The following is a 14,188-nucleotide window of genomic DNA, read 5'->3' on the forward strand; positions in this document are numbered from 1 at the left end:
AGCGGCAGCGCCCACGGCTTGGAGTCCACCGCGGCGGCGATGGCGAGGCCGGCCCACACCGGACGCCCCGACTGCACCAGCGCCAGGGCCGCCAGCCCGAACGCCAGCGCCAGGACGTCGTCGAGGTGGACCGAGTCCACCGCTGCGTACAGCCACACCGGGACGAAGCACGCAGCGGCAACCATGAGCTTGCCGCGCGACACCGCTGCGACCGGCCGGTCGCCGAGGGTCACGGCCCGCGCCGCGATGCGTCGCACGAGCGCGACGACGCCGACACCCAAACCGGCGCCGAGGAGCTGGGCGGCCAGCAGGGAGTGCCCGTACGCGAGCCGGCCCAGGCCCCATGCCGCGGCCAGGGCCAGCGGGCCGATCTGCAGGACGGGGTGCTCGGCGTAGACGTGCAAGCCCGCTTGCGAACCGTCGTCGACGTCCCCGAGCACGCCGCCGCCAAGGACGAAGAAGTGCCAGGCCGCGCCGCCCTGCCGGAACGCCGCCGCGAACCAGAGCGCACACCACAGTGCAACGGCCACGGGTCCCAGGGCCGTCCAGGACAGGCGTCTCGGACCGCCTGCCCCGGCAGCCGCCCGTCCGGCCCTGGCCCTCGGGGTCGGGCCGAACACCGTCATCTCCGCACTCTGCGCCGACGATGCTGAAGAAGCGCTGTGCGGCCCACGCGACCGCCCGTGCAGCCGTACGCTGGGGCTGAAGACGTGGGCCAGGCGGACCGACAGGGAACGAGCAACCATGCACGGGCGTGCGGGACCAGCGCGGTCAGACCGGTGAGCGACGCGCACCGCCGCCTGGCCAGGCTGTTGCAGCTCGTCGAGGACGAGCCCGCCACCATCGACGACAGCGGGGTGGCCGGTCGGCTCGACCGCATCTGCCGCGCCGCGGTCAGGGCCCTGCCCGCGGACGGGGCGGGGGTGACGCTCATGGACCAGGACTCCGGCCCCGTCGGCACGATCGCCGCCTCCGGCCCACGCTTCCGCCGGTTGGAGGACCTCCAGTTCACCATGGGCGAGGGACCCTGCATCGACGCGTACGCAGGCCGGAGCCCGGTCCTCGAGGCCGACCTCGCTACCAGCGGGCAGCACCGCTGGCCCGGCTACGCCTCGGCAGCACGGGAGGAGGGCGTGAACGCCGTCTTCGCCTTTCCCATCCAGGTCGGTGCCGCGCGCCTCGGGGTGCTGGACCTCTACCGCTACGAGGGCACGCCACTGTCGCGGGGGTCCGTCTCCGACGCGCTGGACCTCGCCAACATCTGCCTGAGCACGATGCTGCGGCTCGGGTCAGTGACGAGCGTCGACGCGGGTGGCGACGGTCGACCTGTCGACCCCGGCGACGGCAGGTCCGACGGCAGGTCCGACGGCAGCTCCGACGGCCTCGGAGATCCGTTCCGCCTCAGTTCCGAGGTCTACCAGGCGCAGGGGGCGATCACCGTGCAGCTGGGCATCTCACTCGCAGAGGCGATGGTCCGCCTGCGCGCGCACGCGTACGCCGCCGGACGCCCCATCAGCGACGTCGCACGCGACGTACTCACCGGTACGATCGACTTCACCCGGGAGGACCTGTGAACACCAGCACGGCCCGTCGACGAGACGCGGGCGACGGGAGTCCGACATGAGCACCATTTCGCACCAACGCCTGGCCGAGACCTTCGTGCAGGTGGCCGACACGCTGGTCGACGAGTTCGACCTCATCGACTTCCTGACCCTGGTCACCGAGCGGGCGGCCGAGCTGGCTGGGGCCGCGGCGTCGGGTCTGCTGCTCAGCGACGAGCAGGGACGGCTGCAGTTCATGGCCGCCTCGACCGAGTCGGCCAAGGTCCTCGAGCTGTTCCAGGTCCAGCAGGAGGAGGGCCCCTGCCAGGACTGCTTCCGCGACGGCGTGCGGGTGTCCCACCGCGACCTCACCGTCGACGTCGACGGCTGGCCGCGCTTCGCGCCCCGGGCGGTGGCAGCCGGCTTCCGCTCCGTGCATGCCTTCCCGCTGCGCCACCACCAGACGCTCATCGGGGCGCTGAACGTCTTCGACGCCGAACCGCGGACCTACAGCGACGAGGAGTCCGTGCTGCTGCAGGCCCTGGCCGATGTGGCCGCCATCGGCATCCTGCAGGAACGGGCCATCCGGCGCGGGGAGCTCCTCACCGAGCAGCTGCAGCGGGCCCTGAACAGCCGGATCACGATCGAGCAGGCCAAGGGCGCGCTGGCGCAGATGCACGGCACCACGCCGGACGTCGCCTTCGACCGGCTCCGCGAGTACAGCCGCTCCCACCACCAGCGGCTGACCGACGTCGCCGCGGCGGTGCTGACCGAACCCGGGAGCCACCCTGCCCTGACGACCTTGCCCTGACCACTAAGCTCCCCTGACCGACGGGACCGGCACCTTCCCACCGTCCGGCAGCGGGGCTAGGCTGGATTCGCTGCCCCGGACCCGGTTGCGAGACTCCGGGGCACTGTGCATTCCGGGGGGACCGCACCGCACCGCGGCAGTCAGGGCACGCCCCCTTCCGTCGGCCCCTCAATCGGTGGGGGGATGTGCCCTGCCACGTCTGGTGGCGCTCTCCCTCTGGGCGCTCGACGCGGTCGTGTCGTGGGGCGCCGTCAGGGCATTCGGGCGCGGTCCACGGTGTCGGCTGTCCCGGGCGAGCTCGTGCCCGTCCGCCCGGTCTCCGGCTGCCTCAGGACCACCCACTTGACCCGGTGCCGCTCCAGGGCGAACTCCCCCAAGGCTTCGGCCCCGTCCGACACGCCCGAGGTCGCGAATCGGATCCCGAGCCCGATCTCGGTGTCGCCCGTCCCGAGCCCCGCCGGGGCACGGCTGTCCTCGCGGACGAGCACGCGGACGCGCGAATGCAGGCGCGAGACGGTGAGCGTGATGTCCTCCGCCCCGCGGGTGAAGGCTCGGGCGACCAGGTCGCCGGTCACCGACGCGGCTGGGTCCGCAAGGGCCCCCAGACGCCACTCCACACACGCTCGCGCCACCGTCTCACGCGCCGTACGCGGCCCTCGCACGGTCGGGGGCAGCTCGATCGTGATGTTCGACGCGACGCCCCCCGCCCACATGCCTCCGTGCCAGATCTCGGCCACGGAGGCGCCGCAGGCGAGCAGCCTCCCTCGGGGGTCCAGGTTGACCAGGGCCCGCAGGTCAGGGCGACGGCTGATGACCCCGATGGGGGTCCCGGGCCAGGCGCGGACCAACCCACCGGCCGCGGTCAGCCTCGGGACGACCTCGTCCGCGCAGACCTCGCCCCCGAGACGGACGAGCACCCCTGCGGGGCAGTTCGCCCACTCCCACAGGACCGCCCGCCCGAGCTCGTCGGGGCGGGGTGTCGCGCCGACGACGTCGATGAAGCCGATGTCACCGTGCCTGTACGTGCGCAGGCTGCACAGGGCGTGCGTTGCCACACCCTCCGGGGCTGCGTCAGGGGTCGTGCGGGCGCTCTTCATGGTGCACCTCCCGCCGACCAGGGTCTGGGGTCGGCGTCCCCTGCAAGGGCTCGGTACCCGATTGCACGCTACGCGCCGGGCGAGGGAAGGGAAAGCATCCGTCAGGAGGACGAGCCGACCTCGCTGGACGCACCCTCGCTCGCGGTGGTCGGGCAGGTCCACGCGGGCGGCACGGCGTACGACGTGCGCTCCACCGGGGTGCGCGACGAGGATGACCTGGACGCCGCGGACCGCGCCCACCATGCGAAGCACGGACGCTGGGCATCCATCGTCGACCACCTCGAGGAGGGCAGGCCCCGCTCGGCCACCCTCGAGGTCCACCCCGCCCCACCCACACCCCTAGCGAGACACCCGACCCAAGGAGACCCCTGTGCGCGGCACGATCATCCACGGCCCCCGAGACGTCCGGCTCGAGGAGCGTCCCGATCCCACCATCGTCGACCCCACCGACGCGGTCATCCGCACCGTGGCCGCCTGCGTGTGCGGCTCCGACCTCTGGCGCTACCGGGGGATCCAAGAGGTGACGAGGCCCACCCCCATCGGCCACGAGTACGTCGGCGTGGTCGAGGAGGTGGGTCCGGCAGTGACCAGCGTGCGCCCCGGGCAGTTCGTCGTCGGCGGCTTCCTCACCAGTGACAACACCTGTCCGGTGTGCCGCGCCGGTGCTCACGCCAACTGCCAGCACGGTGGTGGCTACGACGGCTGCCAGGCCGAGCTCATCCGGGTGCGCAACGCCGACGGGACCCTGCTGGCCACTCCGGAGCAGCCGTCGGAGGACCTCGTGCCGAGCCTGTTGGCGCTCTCCGACGTCATGTGCACCGGTTGGCACGCCGCGGTCTGCGCGGACGTGCGGCCGGGCGGCACCGTGGTCGTCGTCGGCGACGGGGCCGTGGGGCTGTCCGGGGTGCTCGCGGCAGCCGAGCTCGGTGCCGGGCGGATCATCGCCATGAGCCGCCATGCCGACCGCCAGGCCATCGCCAGGGAGTTCGGCGCCACCGACGTCGTCGCCGAGCGGGGTGACGCCGGGGTCGAGGCGGTCAAGGAGCTCACCAACGGCATCGGGGCCGACTCCGTGCTGGAGTGCGTGGGCACGGACGAGTCGGTCGTGCAGGCGCTGCGGTCCGCCCGGCCCGGCGGCATGGTCGGCTGGGTCGGTGTGCCCCACGTGACCGACCTCCCGCAGGAGCACATGTTCTGGAAGAACGTGGGCCTGCGCGGCGGGCCCGCGCCGGTGCGCGCCTACCTGCCCGACCTGCTGCAGCGGGTGTGGGACCGGGGCATCGACCCCGGCAAGGTCTTCGACCTGACCCTCCCCCTCAGCGAGGTCGCAGAGGCGTATGCGGCGATGGACGAACGGCGCGCCATCAAGGCCCTGCTGCGTCCGTGAGGTCCGCACCCGTGGGCAGGTTTGGGGTCCCGTCTTGCCCGGACCTGCCCGAACGGCTGCCGCGGAGCAGCCGGTGAGCGCCGCCCGATGACCGACCACACCTCGCTCGTGGCCGCGTCGGTGGCCGCGTACCTCCTGGCGGCGCTGTCGGCGGTCACCGGGTTCGGCGGTGGGGTCCTCCTGCTGCCTGTCTTCACGGCCCTGTTCGGACTGCGGGTCGCCGTCCCCGTGCTGACGCTGGCACAGCTGGTGTCCAACGGCGCGCGCACGGCGTTCAACCGCCACCACCTCGACCGCGTCGTCATCCGCAACTTCGCCCTGGGTGTGGTGCCCACTGCCCTGGTCTTCGGCCTGCTCTTCGCCAAGGCCCCGGCTGAGCCGTTGCAGCGCCTGCTGGGAGCCTTCCTGGTCGCCATGGTCATCTGGCGCCACGTGCGGACCCGGCCCGCCGTGCCGTCGGCGAGGTCCTTCGTCACCATCGGAGCGGTGTCGGGTGCGGGGTCGGCACTGCTGGGCAGCGTGGGTCCGTTGACGGCTCTGTTCTTCCTCGCCTACGGCCTGGTCAAGGACGCCTACATCGGCACCGAGGCCGCCGGCGCCGTCATCCTGCACGCCACGAAGGTCGCCGCCTACGGCGCGGGCGACCTCCTCACCCCACGGGTGCTCACCCTCGGGGCCTTCCTCGCTCCGGCCACCATGCTGGGCGCCTGGACCGGCAAGCGCCTCGTGCAGCGAATCAGCGACACGACCTTCAGGTGGCTCGTCGAGGTCGGACTGGTCGTCTCCGGCGCGCTACTCCTGGCGGGTCGCTGACACGTCGCCGGCACCTGGTCCGGGATCGGTCCGAGGTTCAGCCGGCGAGCATGATCCCGACGAACAGCGTGGCCAGGGCGGTGAGCCCGGTGAGCGCACCGAAGACCGCCATCGCCCTGCGCGAAGCCGCTCGAGCGTGCAGGAGGGCGGTGGCGCCGGAGGCGAGCACCAGCGTGTACTTGAGCATCAGCGTGTGCTCGTAGGCGGGCCCCTTGTCGCCTTCGGCGACCACGTTCCAGATGCCGGTCAGCAGCAGGACCCCGAAGGCCGGCCAGGCGATCCGGTTGAAGGCGTTGGCGGCTGCCCTCGGTACGTCGGCCCCCGCAGCGCGCAGGGCGGGGACCAGCGCGGCCAGGGTGATCTGGCCTCCTACCCACACCGTGGCGGCGAGGACGTGCAGGAACAGGCGCACCGTGTCCAGGCTGACCGATCTCATGACGTGAGCCTGCCACGTCGGTGGCTCCCTACCGTCGACCAGCCAGCACGAGCCCTGCCCGCCAGCCCGGAGCGCGCCCGCCCTCCGGCGGCGTGATCGCGTCCATGGCGTGGCCCGTGCGCGCCAGCGCCCAGGCCACCACCGAGTTGGAGTTCCACATCTCCCCCGCACCCAGCTCGTCCCGGCCCCAGGTCAGGGCCGGCGCCTCGCGGAGAACGTCGAGCAGGGCGCGTACCTGCACGGGGTCCGAGGTCGTGCGCAGCGGGCTGGCGACGGCCTCGGCGACATCGGGGATCCGGCCGCCGGGCCAGCACCGCAGCTCGTAGCGGAAGGCGCGGAAACGGCCCAGCCACCTCGACCCCACAGGCCCCTCGACGACCACCCCGCGACCAGCGTCGGGGACGTTCCACACCGGACCCATCTCGACGGCGTACACGGCGCCGTCGAGGCGCACCATCAGGCCGCAGTGGTACAGGTCCACCGGGGCGCGGTGAGCACGCCATGCCGACCACGCCTCGTACAGGCGGCCGTTCCAGCGCACGAAGTGCCCACCCGCACCGAGGGGCAGCCAGAACAGGTCGACCGACGCGTGCGTGGACTCAGCATTCATGCCTCCATCCTGCGTGGCCCCCTGTTGGTGGTCAGGGCCCTACGTCACGGCCCGCGCTTCTGGCACCCGACCGAGGTGGACGCGTACCCACTCCCCGGACGATCGAGTGGAGGCGCTGCCGCGCCGCGGTGGCCAACGCGGCCGGCGCCTCGGGCGGGAACGGGATCACGCTGCTGGCGTTGATCTCGCACAGCACGAAGGGGTCGGGGTCTGACTCCGTGGGCGTCCCCCGGATCAGGTCGACGTCCCACAGGAGCGGCAGCTCCTCGGGCGAGACGTCAAGGCCGTCACGCAGGGCGGGGACCCACTCGTCCTCGAGCCGCCGACGCAGGGCAGAGAAGTCAGGGTGGTCGGGAGCGACCATCGTCTTGGGCGACGGGACCCCCAGGACGGCCGGCCGAGGAGTCCCCTTGTCGGTCGCGACGGGGCTCGTGGCCGGGGGGTCCTGGAGGGCGAAACCGACCACGGTGCCCTGGACCAGGTAGCAGCGGACGAGCCCCTCGGCGATGCGTGGGGCGTAGGGCTGGTCGACGAGGTGTCCCGAGCCTCCCCACGCCACGAAGACAGGGGCGCAGCCGGCCATGAACTCGTCGAGGGTCGTGAGGACGTGCGTGTCATCGCGCTGCCGGGCGTGCTGCACCATGACCTCGGCCGACCCTGCAGCAGTCCCACACCCGTCGCCCTCGTGGAGCAGGCTGACCTTCCAGACGCCGCTGCCACCGTTGCCGCGGTCCGCCTTGACGACCCGGGTGCCCGACGCCGCCAGTCGGGCCGGGAACTCCTGCCTGAGGTCCCGGAGGGTCGGGTACCGGTGCGTGTCCGAACCCCAGGAGAGGTGCCGGGTGGTCACCAGCACGTCCTTGGTCCCGATCTTGTCGATGACACGAGGGTCGGCCGACACCCACACCCCGGTGCCGGCGATCGTCTCGAGCACCGAGTCGAGCGCGGACCGGGGTCCCCGACCGGTGAGCGGGTCGGCCCAGACGAGCACCCCGTCCGTGCCCTCGACCTGGCCGACGAGGGCCTCGGGGTCGTCGTCGTCGAACACGACGACCACGGCCTCTGCCGCGGCTTCCGCCAGGGCGTCCACCACCGGTTGCAGGCGGCCTGCGGTCCGGGCCGGGTCGTCGCTGCGGACCACGATCGCGAGCCTCGGGTCGCTCAGGACGGGACGGGGTGCGTCGTCCGGGTCGGCCATGGCGCTCATGCTGGACCGTCCCCGCCCCGGGGTGGAAGGGCCAGTGGGCAGCTCAGCGGTTGTAGACGTCGAGGCCGAACCGGTTGAGCCCGGGCTGTGCCGCGTACCCGAGGTGCTCCTGGCCGAAGACGTCCTCGATGCTCGCCAGCAACGAGTAGTGGTTGTACGGGGTGCTGCTCAGGCTGCCGGGCCTGACGTAGGGCGACAGGGCCAGGGCGCCGACCCTGCCGCCTCCCATCCCGGTGATGCCGGGCAGGGGCGAGTTGGGACCAGGGGCCTCGCCGCAGCAGGCGCTGGCGTCGCTCTGCGGCCCGTCGGACTCGTCGAAGGTGATGAGCAGCAGGCCGTCCTGGGCGAAGGCGGGCGACGCCAGGATCGACGGGACGGTCGCCTTGAGCCAGGCGTCCGCGGACGCGAGGCCCCCCGGCTGGCCGTCCACGCAGGGCGAGTCGTGGCCGTCGTGGCACAGGTTGGGGGTGATGTAGGTCAGGTTGCGCGTCGTGGCGCTCGACGCGAGGTCGGCACCCAGCTGGCTGCTGTCGACCACGTGTGCGGCGCAGTACGCCGGGTCGTCGATGACGGAGTGGAAGTACATGAACGGGTTGTGCCGCGTCGCGTACTGGTCGCCGACCCTCGCCTTCTGCGTGTCGTCCGGCGCGTCGACCGCGGGGTGCCGGCACGGCTGGCCCATGTCCTCCATGTAGGCGCGCCACGTCAGCCCCGCCGTGTCGAGCTGGCCCTGGACGGTGGGCACCGCCGCGGGGTACACGCACCCGTTGCCGACGTACTGTCCCGGCGCGACGGTGCCCGCACCCCGGAAGTCGCTGAACACCTGGCAGTCGCCCTGGGTCTGGACGTTGGGGCCCTGCCCGCTCACCTGCGCGATGTAGTTCGGCAGGCTGTTGTGGGCCGTGCCGTAGTACTGGGTGAGCAGGTTGCCCTGCGCGCGGAGGGTCTGCGACAGGTACGGGGCGGCCGAGCCGGGGCCCCAGGTCTCGTCGTACCCCTTGTTCTCGAGGTTGATGACGAAGACGTGCTTCACCGGGGGCACGTAGACCGACGGCTTCGCCTGCGGTGCTGCCGAGGCTCCGAGGGCGGTCACCGTGGCAGTGACGATGCCGACGATCCCAGCCGCCACCAAGGAGGCGGCGCGGGTACGGGTGTTCAAGGGGTTCTTCATCACAGGCTCCATCCATGGGCGGTGGCGAGGTCGGCGAGGGCGCGCCAGTCCTCGAAGTCGGCGGTTCCCGCCGGCGGGCAGGGGGCGCCCACGAACGGTGGCACGGCGTAGCGCGGCACGTGCAGGTCCGGGGCTGAGGCGAAGTCGAGGACCTCGGCGAGGTTACGGGCTGCGGCGTCCCGGGGGGTCAGTGCGGGGAGCCCCCACCGCCACTCGATCATCTTGAGGACCGAGGTGTGGTCGTAGACGTCCTTGGCGACATGGCCGCGCCTCGCCAGGGGCGAGACGACCAGGCACGGCACGCGGAAGCCGCGCAGGCCCCATTCCGGGTGGGCGTCGGGTGCCGTCGTCGGGGCGACGTGGTCGTAGAAGCCGCCCCACTCGTCGTAGTTGACGACCAGGACGGTCTTGTCCCAGCCCGGACCCGAGGTGACGGCGTCGTAGACCTGGTCGAGGAAGTACTGGCCGGCGCGGATGTCGGCGTGGGGGTGGTCGTCGGCGCTGGACCCGGTGCCCTCGTCGAGGAACTTCGGGTCGACGAAGCTCACGGAGGGCAAGGTCCCGGCCCTGGCGTCGGCGAGGAACTGCGGGTACGGCTTGGAGATGTCCAGGTACCTGCTGCCCCACAGGGCCGTGAACGGCGTGTCGTAGAAGTAGTAGGTCCCCGTGACGCCGGCGTCCTGCAGCCGGTCCCAGATGGTCGGCATCGTCGCGATGTCGGTGGAGTTGTGGATGCGGTCGGTCTGCGCGGCGTGCTGGTAGAAGCGGTTCGGGTAGGTCTCGGCGAGGATGGCTGAGAAGTAGTTGTCGCACACCGTCCAGTCGCGGGCGGCCCGTCCGTAGAAGGCCAGGTCGGCGTCGGTGTAGTAGCCGATGGCGAACTCGTCGTTGTCGCCCGCCTTGAGCCACCCGTCGCACCGGCCCTCGTTGTACTCGACCCGACCGCCTTCGAACGAGTGGTCCGGGTCAGGGTGCGCACAGCCCTGGTAGTCGGTGAGGTGGTGCGTCTGGTGGGCCACGCCGTACCGGTCGACGTACGTCAGTCCCGCCTGCCGGCCCCGGGCCCCGGGCAGCCAGCCGAGGTAGTGGTCGAACGAGCGGTTCTCCATCATGACCACGACGACGTGCTCGATGCCGCTCCTGTCCGGGGCCGGCAGGGCGCTGGCGGCGGCCGCGCGGCTGCTGGTGGGCAGGCCGAGCGCGGCCGTACCCACGGCGGCACCGGCACCCGCGAGAAGGTGTCTGCGTGTGATGCTCATGCCAGGGACAACGGCAGCGCCGCGTCGACGTCACGGCGGGAACGGTCTGTTCACCGGGGGTTCACGCACGCGGTCGCCGGGCCTGTCAACGACGAAGGACCGGACGCCGAGTGCGTCCGGTCCTTCGTCGATCGGTGGAGCTGAGGGGATTCGAACCCCTGGCCTTCTCATTGCGAACGAGACGCGCTACCAACTGCGCCACAGCCCCTTGATGCGGACGAAACGATAACACCAGCAGCGGCCCCCACGGAAAACGGCCACCCGGCGAGCCTCGCCCCGGTCAGCTGACGCGGGCGCGCATCACGGTGTCGCCGGTGTCGACCTGTCGGATCTCGACGGCAGAGATCTGCGCGACGGGCAGCTTCGTGACGCCCGAGGGGTGCATGACCCGCCCCGACCGGGCGACCCAGTCCTTGACCTGGGCGTTGCTGCCGTCGCGCCCGACGACCCAGATCGCGTAGTGGATGCCGGGGAAGGCGTCGTACCGCTGGCTGGGGTCGGGCCCGACAGCGCCGCCCATCGTGCCCGTGGCCGCAGGGGCCGTGGACGTGGCGCCGGCAGCGCCGAGCTGGGCGTACTGGCACTCCACCCGGAGCTCGGTCCCGTCCCCGGTCGGCACGATGTCGACCACGGCCGTCATCGGCGAGGCCTGCACCGGGGAGAACGCCAGCCTGGTGTTGGCGAGGGCGGTGGAGCGCGGGACACCGTCGGGGGACGCGCCCCCGGCCTCGGACACGGCATACCCGCCGACGCCGCCGATGAGCAGGGCCGCAGCCGCGGCCGCCACCGGAGCCAGCCACTGGGGGCGGCGGGCAGGGAGGGGCAGCACGGGCATGAGGGAGGACGGTGGGGGCACGTCGTACTCGTCGCCCGCGGACTCGAGCGGCGCCGGGCCGGACCCCGCCTCCACCGCCATGGCCTCGGCAGGGCTGAGCTGGCCGAGCAGCCCGGGCATGCCGGCGAGCTCGGCGACCGCCCCGCGGCACCGGGCGCACCCGGCGAGGTGCTCCTCGTACTCCGCTCGCTCGGCCGCGGTGAGGGCACCCAGCACGTAGGCGGCGTCCCACTGCGCGTAGACGTCCGGCTGGCTCATGCGCGGGTCACCCCTTTCTCCTGCAGGGCCAGGCGCAGGCTGCGCAGGCCGTAGTGGAGCCTGGACTTCACGGTCCCCTCGGGGATCCTCAGCTCCGCGGCGATCTCGGCCACGGACCTCCCTTCGTAGTAGGCGGCCGCCACGACCCGCCGGTGGTCGGCGGACAGCGAGCCAAGCGCGTCGGCGATGAGCCACCGGTCCAGGACCTCGCCGGTCCGGTCACCGGTGACCGGGTCGACCCAGTCGAGCCCCGCCACCTCGTGGCGGCTGGCGGCGCTGCGCCAGCGGTCGACGACGAGGTTGCGCACCACCGTGAACAGCCATGCCCTCGCCTGGGCGTCGCTGCGGCCACCGAGCTGCGGGTCACGCCAGGCGCGCAGCAGCGACTCCTGGACGAGGTCCTCGGCCAGCTGCGGGTCGCGGGTGAGCCGGACGGCGAACCTCCACAGCTCGGGGGCATGGCGGTCGTGCAGGCCCTGCAGGGCCGCCTGCCGCTGCGCTGCCTCCACCTCGCCACCTCCGTCGACCGGTGCCGACACCTGATCCTCCCCGCCCGGGGCTCTCGGGGTAAAGGACGACACAGGCGCCCCGGTCGTTCAACGCCCGGTGAACTCGGGGCAGCGCCATCTCGTCTGAGCAGCATGGACACCTTCCTCCCCCGGGCCGCCACCACGGCGGCGGCCCTCCTCGCGGTCGCGGCGCTGGCAGGCTGTGGCTCGTCGGGCGGTACGTCCTCTGCCAGCTCGAGCTCCTCCTCCACGTCGCCCTCCTCGAGCTCGTCCAGCTCGTCCTCGTCGTCCGCGGCAGCCGACCTCGGGGTCGCGAAGAGCAGCCTCGGCGACATCGTCGTCAACAGCGCGAAGATGACGACCTACGTCTTCACCAAGGACCAGGCCGGGTCCGGCAGGAGCAGCTGCACCGGTCAGTGCGCGGCGTTGTGGCCCCCCGTCACGACGACCTCGGCCACCCCGAAGGTCGACGGCATCAAGGGCACGGTCGGCACCATCACCCTCCCCGACGGCAGCAAGCAGGTCACCCTCGACGGGCACCCCCTCTACACCTTCGCCAGCGACACCAAGCCCGGCGACGTCGCGGGGCAGGGCATCGGCAAGGTCTGGTACGCCGTGAGCCCGGACGGGTCGATGGTCACCGGCGGCACGCGCGGCGGGTACTGAGGGACGCCGCCGTGCACATCAACGGACTGCCGGCCCACGTCCTCCTGGTGCACCTCGTCGTCGTGGTGCTGCCCCTCACCGCGCTCGCCGCCGTCGCGGTGAGCGTGTGGCCGGCCGCGCAGCGCAAGCTGACCTTCCTCGTGCCCCTCGGGGCTGTGGTGGGGCTGGCCGCCGTGCCGGTGACGACGAAGGCCGGCAACGACCTCGCGGCCCACCTGGGCAACCCGGCGTTCATCAACCACCACCGCTCGCTGGGCCAGATGGTGCTGCCGTGGGCGGCCGCGCTGGCCGTCACCACGGTCGCGCAGTGGCTCCTGCTGCGTGGGGGCCCGAGCCGCGCCCTGCGGGTCACCGTCGCGGTCCTCGTCGTGGGCAGCGCGGTGGGCACCGCGGTGATCGTCGCCCTGACGGGCGACGCCGGCGCGCGGGCGGTGTGGAGCGGTCGCTGAGACCCGTACGCAGGGTCCTCGAGGTGGCGTCGCGAGGTGGCGGTCAGGCGCCGGCGACGCGGCGGGCCGGCTCCTGCTCGTACGCGGCGTACTCGGTGTCGGCGTCGCCCACGAGGTCGGCGGCGGTCGGTGCGGGCCGGGTGGCGCGTGACTTCATGGTGTAGGTCGGTCGCGGCACCGGCACCGGGTCCCAGGTGAGCGGGATGTCGTCCTCGTCGACCAGGGCGCGCGCGGGGGCGGCCACCTCGGTGGCCTGCGGCGACGCGGGCCCGGCGACCCGGGCCGCGGGTGCAGCAGCGGGGGCCGAGAGGCCGCGCTCGACCTCCTGGAAGTCGTAGAGCGCCGGGGCCGACGGCGCATCCTCGCCCGGGTTCAAGTCCCCGGTGGCGACCGCCGACGAGTCCTCGCGCGGCGCGGTCTCCTCACGGTCGACAGGGGGCCGGGGTGCGCTGCGCCGCTCGGCGGGCCGGGCGGCCGGACGGGCAACGACCGGACGCAGGGCGTCGTGGTCACGGGTGCCGCGGGCGGCACGTCGGGCGGCCTGCTCGGCAGCCACGGCCTGGCGGAGCCAGGCGACGCAGGCCGCGACCGCCGCGACCGGCACGAGCACGGCGGCCCAGGGCAGCACCCCCAGCGCGGCCAGGGGCAGGGCGATGATGACGGCCAGCAGGGAGGCGAGCAGCGTCGCACCGCGGACCTTGCGGGCCGGCCGGACGAGGGCCGGTGCGATCTCGTGGTCGCCGCCGCGCTCGGACTTGCCGGGTGCCGGGGCCGGCTCCTCCCAGCCCCAGGCCTCGCCGCGCGGAGCCTCGGCCGGCGCGGACCCGGCGTGGCGGGCCGGACGGGTCGTCGCGCCGGGCGTGGCGGTCATCGTGAAGGTCGTGGTCTCGGCGCGCTTGACCAGCACCTGCGCACGCACCGCGCGGGCCGGGCTCACGGCGTAGGAACGGGGCGCAGGGACGGAGAGGTCGGCTACGGGCAGGGCGGTGCGGCGCTCGAGGACGCGCATCGACTCGGAGAACTGGTCGACGGACCGGGCGGTGGCGAGGTGTTCGCGGCGACGCACCCAGTACTGCACGAAATAGGCAGCCCAGACGGCGATGATGACGAGGAAGACGAGACTGCTGGGCTGCACGGAC

15 protein-coding genes and 1 tRNA gene are annotated in these 14,188 nt (G+C 72.9%); 6 read left to right on the top strand and 10 right to left on the bottom strand.

The window, feature by feature from the left end; genetic code table 11:
* Nucleotides 1-779: 779 nt before the first annotated feature.
* Nucleotides 780-1,574, top strand: coding sequence for a GAF and ANTAR domain-containing protein (locus ABEA42_RS13820; RefSeq protein ID WP_345504167.1), 795 nt, complete (start codon nucleotides 780-782; stop codon nucleotides 1,572-1,574).
* Between the two features lie 46 nt (nucleotides 1,575-1,620).
* Nucleotides 1,621-2,352: a GAF and ANTAR domain-containing protein gene (locus tag ABEA42_RS13825; RefSeq protein ID WP_345504169.1), complete on the top strand. Its 732-nt coding sequence runs from the start codon at nucleotides 1,621-1,623 to the stop codon at nucleotides 2,350-2,352.
* A gap of 251 nt (nucleotides 2,353-2,603) precedes the next feature.
* On the opposite strand, the gene ABEA42_RS13830 is transcribed toward ABEA42_RS13825, so the two are convergent.
* On the bottom strand, nucleotides 2,604-3,449 hold the full coding sequence (locus ABEA42_RS13830) for a hypothetical protein (protein ID WP_345504171.1): 846 nt from the start codon (nucleotides 3,447-3,449) through the stop codon (nucleotides 2,604-2,606).
* Between the two features lie 370 nt (nucleotides 3,450-3,819).
* Between ABEA42_RS13830 and ABEA42_RS13835 the strand changes: the two genes are divergently transcribed.
* Together ABEA42_RS13835 and ABEA42_RS13840 are read left to right on the top strand one after the other, a co-directional pair.
* A complete protein-coding gene (locus ABEA42_RS13835) occupies nucleotides 3,820-4,836 on the top strand; it encodes a zinc-dependent alcohol dehydrogenase family protein (RefSeq protein WP_345504172.1) in 1,017 nt (338 codons plus the stop codon).
* An 87-nt stretch (nucleotides 4,837-4,923) separates the two neighbouring features.
* Entirely contained in the window at nucleotides 4,924-5,649 is a 726-nt protein-coding gene (locus tag ABEA42_RS13840; protein WP_345504173.1) for a sulfite exporter TauE/SafE family protein, read from the top strand.
* 37 nt (nucleotides 5,650-5,686) lie between these two features.
* Here ABEA42_RS13840 and ABEA42_RS13845 read toward each other — a convergent pair whose 3' ends face one another.
* The 8 genes from ABEA42_RS13845 to ABEA42_RS13880 form a co-directional block, all read right to left on the bottom strand.
* Nucleotides 5,687-6,085: a hypothetical protein gene (locus tag ABEA42_RS13845; protein WP_345504174.1), complete on the bottom strand. Its 399-nt coding sequence runs from the start codon at nucleotides 6,083-6,085 to the stop codon at nucleotides 5,687-5,689.
* Between the two features lie 28 nt (nucleotides 6,086-6,113).
* Nucleotides 6,114-6,695: a hypothetical protein gene (locus tag ABEA42_RS13850; protein ID WP_345504175.1), complete on the bottom strand. Its 582-nt coding sequence runs from the start codon at nucleotides 6,693-6,695 to the stop codon at nucleotides 6,114-6,116.
* 31 nt (nucleotides 6,696-6,726) lie between these two features.
* The gene (locus ABEA42_RS13855) at nucleotides 6,727-7,902 is read right to left on the bottom strand and encodes a Cj0069 family protein (protein WP_345504177.1); all 1,176 of its coding nucleotides are present in this window, start codon (nucleotides 7,900-7,902) and stop codon (nucleotides 6,727-6,729) included.
* A 43-nt stretch (nucleotides 7,903-7,945) separates the two neighbouring features.
* Nucleotides 7,946-9,073 carry an alkaline phosphatase family protein gene (locus ABEA42_RS13860; RefSeq protein WP_345504179.1) on the bottom strand — a complete coding sequence of 376 codons (1,128 nt, stop codon included), beginning with the start codon at nucleotides 9,071-9,073 and terminating at the stop codon, nucleotides 7,946-7,948.
* Nucleotides 9,073-10,332: an alkaline phosphatase family protein gene (locus tag ABEA42_RS13865; protein ID WP_345504180.1), complete on the bottom strand. Its 1,260-nt coding sequence runs from the start codon at nucleotides 10,330-10,332 to the stop codon at nucleotides 9,073-9,075. The genes ABEA42_RS13860 and ABEA42_RS13865 overlap by 1 nt, the downstream gene beginning before the upstream one ends.
* A 135-nt stretch (nucleotides 10,333-10,467) precedes the next feature.
* A tRNA-Ala gene (locus tag ABEA42_RS13870) sits at nucleotides 10,468-10,540 on the bottom strand.
* Between the two features lie 72 nt (nucleotides 10,541-10,612).
* Nucleotides 10,613-11,425 carry an anti-sigma factor family protein gene (locus ABEA42_RS13875; RefSeq protein ID WP_345504181.1) on the bottom strand — a complete coding sequence of 271 codons (813 nt, stop codon included), beginning with the start codon at nucleotides 11,423-11,425 and terminating at the stop codon, nucleotides 10,613-10,615.
* The gene (locus ABEA42_RS13880) at nucleotides 11,422-11,964 is read right to left on the bottom strand and encodes a sigma-70 family RNA polymerase sigma factor (protein WP_345504186.1); all 543 of its coding nucleotides are present in this window, start codon (nucleotides 11,962-11,964) and stop codon (nucleotides 11,422-11,424) included. The genes ABEA42_RS13875 and ABEA42_RS13880 overlap by 4 nt, the downstream gene beginning before the upstream one ends.
* A gap of 102 nt (nucleotides 11,965-12,066) precedes the next feature.
* Here ABEA42_RS13880 and ABEA42_RS13885 point away from each other — a divergent pair, with 102 nt between their 5' ends.
* Both ABEA42_RS13885 and ABEA42_RS13890 read left to right on the top strand, forming a co-directional pair.
* Entirely contained in the window at nucleotides 12,067-12,600 is a 534-nt protein-coding gene (locus ABEA42_RS13885) for a COG4315 family predicted lipoprotein (protein WP_345504187.1), read from the top strand.
* A gap of 11 nt (nucleotides 12,601-12,611) precedes the next feature.
* A complete protein-coding gene (locus ABEA42_RS13890) occupies nucleotides 12,612-13,049 on the top strand; it encodes a DUF2231 domain-containing protein (protein WP_345504189.1) in 438 nt (145 codons plus the stop codon).
* 43 nt (nucleotides 13,050-13,092) lie between these two features.
* Here the strand turns inward: ABEA42_RS13890 and ABEA42_RS13895 are convergent, their stop codons facing one another.
* Entirely contained in the window at nucleotides 13,093-14,184 is a 1,092-nt protein-coding gene (locus tag ABEA42_RS13895; RefSeq protein WP_345504191.1) for a hypothetical protein, read from the bottom strand.
* Between the last annotated feature and the right edge of the window lie 4 nt (nucleotides 14,185-14,188).

Source organism: Pedococcus ginsenosidimutans (assembly GCF_039544395.1).
GTDB classification, from domain to species: domain Bacteria; phylum Actinomycetota; class Actinomycetes; order Actinomycetales; family Dermatophilaceae; genus Pedococcus; species Pedococcus ginsenosidimutans.